The sequence below is a fragment of the Streptomyces sp. NPDC004051 genome, assembly GCF_053604275.1.
This window is the reverse complement of sequence record NZ_JBSGHG010000095.1, coordinates 1-1342: the sequence shown is the minus strand read 5'-3', so window position 1 is coordinate 1342 and position 1342 is coordinate 1. Positions and strand designations below refer to the sequence as shown.

Below are 1342 nucleotides of genomic sequence, written 5' to 3'. Positions count from 1 at the left end.
CTAGGGCGTGTTTTGAAAGTGCCTGGATCCCCTTGTTCTGCGTCGTGATGATCTCGGTGTGGGGCGAGGGGATCTTTCAGACGAGCAGTGGTCAGTACTGGAGCCGTTGCTGCCGGTGGCAGTGCTGGGCAGACCGTCGATTGGCCGGAGGAGGCTGATCGACGGGATCCGGTGGCGAGTGCGGACCGGTGCTCCGTGGAGGGATCTGCCGCAGGAGTACGGGCCGTGGCAGACCGTCTACGGACTCTTCCGTCGCTGGCAGCGCGACGGCACCTGGGCTGAGCTGCTGGCCGGGCTGCAGACACGGGCGGACGCGGCCGGGCTGATCACGTGGGAGGTCAACGTGGACTCCACGATCTGCCGAGCCCACCAACATGCCGCAGGTGCCCGCCGTGACGGAAACGCTCAGAAGGAGCCGCCGGGCGGCATCCATGTCGAGCCCGACGACCACGCTCTGGGCCGGTCCCGCGGAGGCTTCACCACCAAGATTCACCTGGCCTGCGAGCAGGGCCAGCGGCCGCTGGCCCTGTTGGTCACCGCAGGTCAACGTGGTGACAGCCCCCAGTTCGCCGCCGTCCTGGAAGGCATCCGGGTGCCCAGGACCGGCCCCGGCCGGCCACGTGTCCGACCCCTGCGGGTGCGAGGCGACAAGGCGTACTCCTCACGCGCCAACCGGGCCTACCTGCGAAAGCGGGGAATCCGGTGCACGATCCCGGAGCCTGCCGACCAGGCCGCCAACCGCAAACGGCGAGGCAGGGCCGGCGGGCGGCCTCCGGCCTTCGACCGCGAGGACTACAAGGCCCGGCATGCGGTCGAGTGCGGGATCAACCGGCTCAAGCGCAACCGGGCGGTGGCCACGCGGTTCGACAAACTCGCTGTCCGCTTCGAAGCCACCGTCCTGATCGCTGCGATCGGCGAATGGCTATGACCAGCCAGACCTGTCGTTCCGACATGCCATGCTGGCCGCGACCAGGGTCGACAGGGTGAGGGAGTAGCAGCGATGGGGGCTCAGTACTACGGCGCTGACAGCGAGAACGGCGACCGCATCGACGATCCCTCGGAGGACGCGCTGTTCATGATGATCAGCGACCTCAACGACTCTGACAACACCTTCGTGGTCGTCCAGCCCGACGAGGACGACCCCGTCTGGTTCGCCTCGGTGGCCGTCCTGGACGAAGGCGGCTACGAGATCGTCCGCCGTGACGCCTCCCGCAACGAGCACGAGGTCACCACGGCGACCAGCATCGACGCCATCGCCCTCGACCTCACCATCTGGTTGGCCGCCCGCCGTCACCCCGGGCGGCCAACCAGGCAGGCTACCGACTTCTAAAACAGGCCCTAG

Annotated in this window: 2 protein-coding genes; both read left to right on the top strand. The window is 68.0% G+C overall.

All coding sequences use genetic code 11. The features are described 5' to 3' along the window. Positions 1–58 precede the first annotated feature (58 nt). On the top strand, positions 59–928 hold the full coding sequence (locus tag ACWEQO_RS34775) for an IS5 family transposase (protein ID WP_452986497.1): 870 nt from the start codon (positions 59–61) through the stop codon (positions 926–928). A gap of 72 nt (positions 929–1000) precedes the next feature. After that, positions 1001–1330: a hypothetical protein gene (locus ACWEQO_RS34770; protein WP_452986496.1), complete on the top strand. Its 330-nt coding sequence runs from the start codon at positions 1001–1003 to the stop codon at positions 1328–1330. Positions 1331–1342: the final 12 nt, after the last annotated feature.

Excerpts from the sequence above, each read along its gene's own strand:
- ACWEQO_RS34770 (WP_452986496.1), top strand. The coding sequence starts at position 1,001 with ATGGGGGCTCAGTACTACGGCGCTGACAGCGAGAACGGCGACCGCATC.